The following is a 3,275-nucleotide window of genomic DNA, read 5'->3' as shown; positions in this document are numbered from 1 at the left end:
TCTTGGTTCTCGATCGGCACGGTGCGCGCTTGGTTCTCGCAACGCACGCACACCTTACCCGATCATGTGGGCGGTCTTTCGCCCTGGGGGCGAAAGACCGTTTCCTGCCCTGCTCCGCAGGGGTCCGATTCCTCCCCGGCCTGAAGGCCGGGGCGTCCTCGGAGGCATTTGGTGAATGGGCTGTGGCCTGCCGTGCCTGGTAGCTCGATCACTCCCTGCCCTGGATCTATCCATCCACCGGACAGCCGAGCAGCTGGGGGGCCGCATCGCCGGGGGACACAGAAGGAGAAGAGCAATGGGCAGTTCCGCAGAGACCACGGTCTCCGAGGCTCAGACGGCCATCGAGACAGTCGGCCCGGCGATAGCTCTCCTCGACGCGCAGGGGACGGTGGTCGCATGGTCGCAGGCCGCTCAGCGGCTCGTGGGCTACTCGGCCGCGGAGGTGGTGGGGCGGTCCGCCGGTGTCCTGTTGGTGGCCGCTGACGACCGAGTAAAGGCTTCACAAGTCGCACAAGAGAGCACCCTCTGGGGCCGCTGGTCCGACCTCACGCAGGTCCGCCACCGCGACGGCCGCAGCATCGACGTGCGCCTGTGCGTGTCATCGCTGTCCGGGCAGGACGGCCGGGACTGGTGGGTGGTCTGGGCGACCGACAATGGCTTGCTTCCCGCGTGGCCGACCGAGGCCACAGTGGCGGTGCCGCTCCTCGCTACGCTGCCGCTGCCGAGCCGCCTGCCGATCGGTGTCGTCATACGGGACACGCACCTGCGCTGCATCCGGGTGAACGACACCCAGGCCTCCTGGGACGGCATCCCTCTCCAACAGCGGCTGGACCGCAGGCTGACGGAGGCGGCGCCCGGGACGGGGGCCGAAACGCTGGAAGCAGTGATGCACCAGGTGCTGGAGAGCGGAGACCCGGGGATGCACGTGGACTACCAGGCCTTGCTGCCAGAGAATGTGCGAAGCAACCGCATATTGACAGCGTCCTTCGTCCGCCTCGACGACGCGCAGGGTCGCCCGCTGGGCGTGTGCGCTGTGAGCGTGGACGTCACCGACTGCCGACGGGCACGACAGCGTCTGGCAATCCTCGGCGAGGCCAGCAGGCGCATCGGCGCCACTTTGGACGTCATGCAGACCGCGCAGGAACTGGCCGACCTCGCCGTGCCGTTCCTCGCGGACTACGCCAGTGTCGACCTGGCGGAGTCCGTCCCACTCGGCGAGCAGCCCTTGGCCCATCTCGGCGCACAGGACGGGCGCATCCCCGTCTTCCGCCGTGCCGGCCTGGCCTCGATCCACCCGGGAACGCCGGAGTCCCTGTTCGCTCGCGGAGAGCCGGTCTTCGTCCCGCCCGCTTCGCCCTTCACCGGTGTCCTGCGCTCCGGGAAATCCCACTTCGAGCCGACGCTGGACACATCCCCGGGCACATGGCTGGACCACCACGGCGCGGCGTGGGCGGAGAAGATCCGCGAGCACGCCATGCACTCGTTGATGGTCGTCCCGATTCACGCCCGAGGCGCAGTGCTGGGCGTAGCGGTCTTCGTGCGGACGAAGGACCCCAGGTCGTTCGAGGAGGAGGACCTGCTCTTGGCCGAGGAACTCGTCAGCTGGGCAGCGCTGGCCCTGGACAACGCTCGCCAATACGTGCGCGAGCGCTCCGCGGCTCTCGCGCTGCAGCGCCACCTGCTCCCCCGCCGCGCAACAGGCGGGTCCGCCGCCGAGGTGGCCTGGCACTACCTGCCTGCCGACGGTCACTACGGCGTCGGGGGTGACTGGTTCGATGTGATCCCGCTGCCCGGCGCCCGGGTCGCACTGGTCGTCGGCGACGTGGTCGGACACGGCATCAACGCCGCCGCGACCATGGGCAGACTCCGCACCGCCGTACGCACCCTGGCCGCCATGGACCTTGCCCCGGACGAACTGCTGGCCCACCTCGACGACTTGGTCGTCCACCTCACCGAGGCGGACGCCGACCCCCGGCACCCGGCCACCACCACGATGACCGCCACCTCACTGTATGCCGTCTACGACCCGGCCACCCGCACCTGCACGATGGCCGGGGCTGGCCACCCCCCGCCCGCGGTCATCGACCCGCACGGCCACGTCGCCTTCCCCGACCTGCCCAGCGGAGCACCGCTCGGCCTCGGACTAGTCCCCTTCGAGTCCGTAACTTTGGAACTCGCCGAAGGAAGCGTGCTCGCCCTCTACACCGACGGTCTGATCGAGGCCCGTCACCAGGACATCAGCGCCGGCATGAACCGTTTGCGCGCGGCCCTCGCACGGCCCCACCTCACACTGGACGATCTGTGCTCGTCCACGGTGGACACACTGCGGGCCAAGCCGCCGAGCGACGATGTCACTCTGCTCCTCGCACGGACCCACTCGCTGAGCGCAGACCAGGTTGCCTCTTGGCAGTTCCCCAGCGATCCCGCCGTCGTCAGCCGTGCCCGAACTCTCGCTATCCGGCAGCTGACCCAGTGGGGACTGGAACACCTAGCCGAGTCCACAGAGCTGATCGTCAGCGAACTATTCACCAACGCCATCATCCACGGCGACTGCAACAGCGACCGCACGATCGGCCTACGCCTCATCCGGCACGAGATGCTGACCTGCGAAGTCTCCGACGCCAGCCACAGCCACCCGCTTCTGCGTCACCCCCGCACCACCGACGAACACGGCCGCGGCCTCTTCCTGGTCACTCAACTGTCCCGCCGATGGGGAACCCGCCACATCCCGGACGGCAAACTCACCTGGGCTGATCAGCAACTGCCAGCCAGTGCGTGAAACCACTTACCCGCCCAGCTCAAGCGCTTGGAGGCCAGTGCCTGTGCCCCGAGAAGACCGACAACTCGTACGCACCCTTTATGTGGCTGGAGAGCGGACGTACGCTCCCACACCACGCCACGCCAGCGGCAGCCCGGTGTCGGGGGGGAAAGTCCCATCCGGCCTTCCCGCCTTGTCGCCAAACTCCAACGACCACATCGGAGGTTTCGTGAAACTCGGACTTCGTCCGCCCCAGAGATTGGGAGTGGATCTGCAACGTGGTCGAAGCAGCCGGAACGGCCGAAGCGGCCGGATACAGCAGTTTGTGGACGTACGAACGGCTGCTCTTCCCGGTGCCCTGTGCCCTGTTGCAGCTCGGTGTGCATACCGAGCGGCGACGCTTCATTGCCGTGCGCGCCGAACCTGGGAGAACCATGCAGAGCAGGCCGTCTCCGTCTTTGCAGGCGAGTAGGGCACCGAGCGGATGGCGGGGCTACCGAGGGGTGACCCTGTGGTC

Annotated in this window: 1 protein-coding gene; it reads left to right on the top strand. The window is 68.1% G+C overall.

What is annotated here, in order from left to right; all coding sequences use genetic code 11:
* Window positions 1-295: 295 nt before the first annotated feature.
* Complete coding sequence (locus tag ACWDA7_RS51490) at window positions 296-2,779, top strand: SpoIIE family protein phosphatase (RefSeq protein WP_450614968.1); 2,484 nt, start codon at window positions 296-298, stop codon at window positions 2,777-2,779.
* The last annotated feature ends 496 nt before the right edge of the window (window positions 2,780-3,275 follow it).

The organism is Streptomyces sp. NPDC001156 (assembly GCF_053598275.1).
Note: the sequence above shows the minus strand (reverse complement) of the source record. Positions and strands in the feature narration are given on the sequence as shown.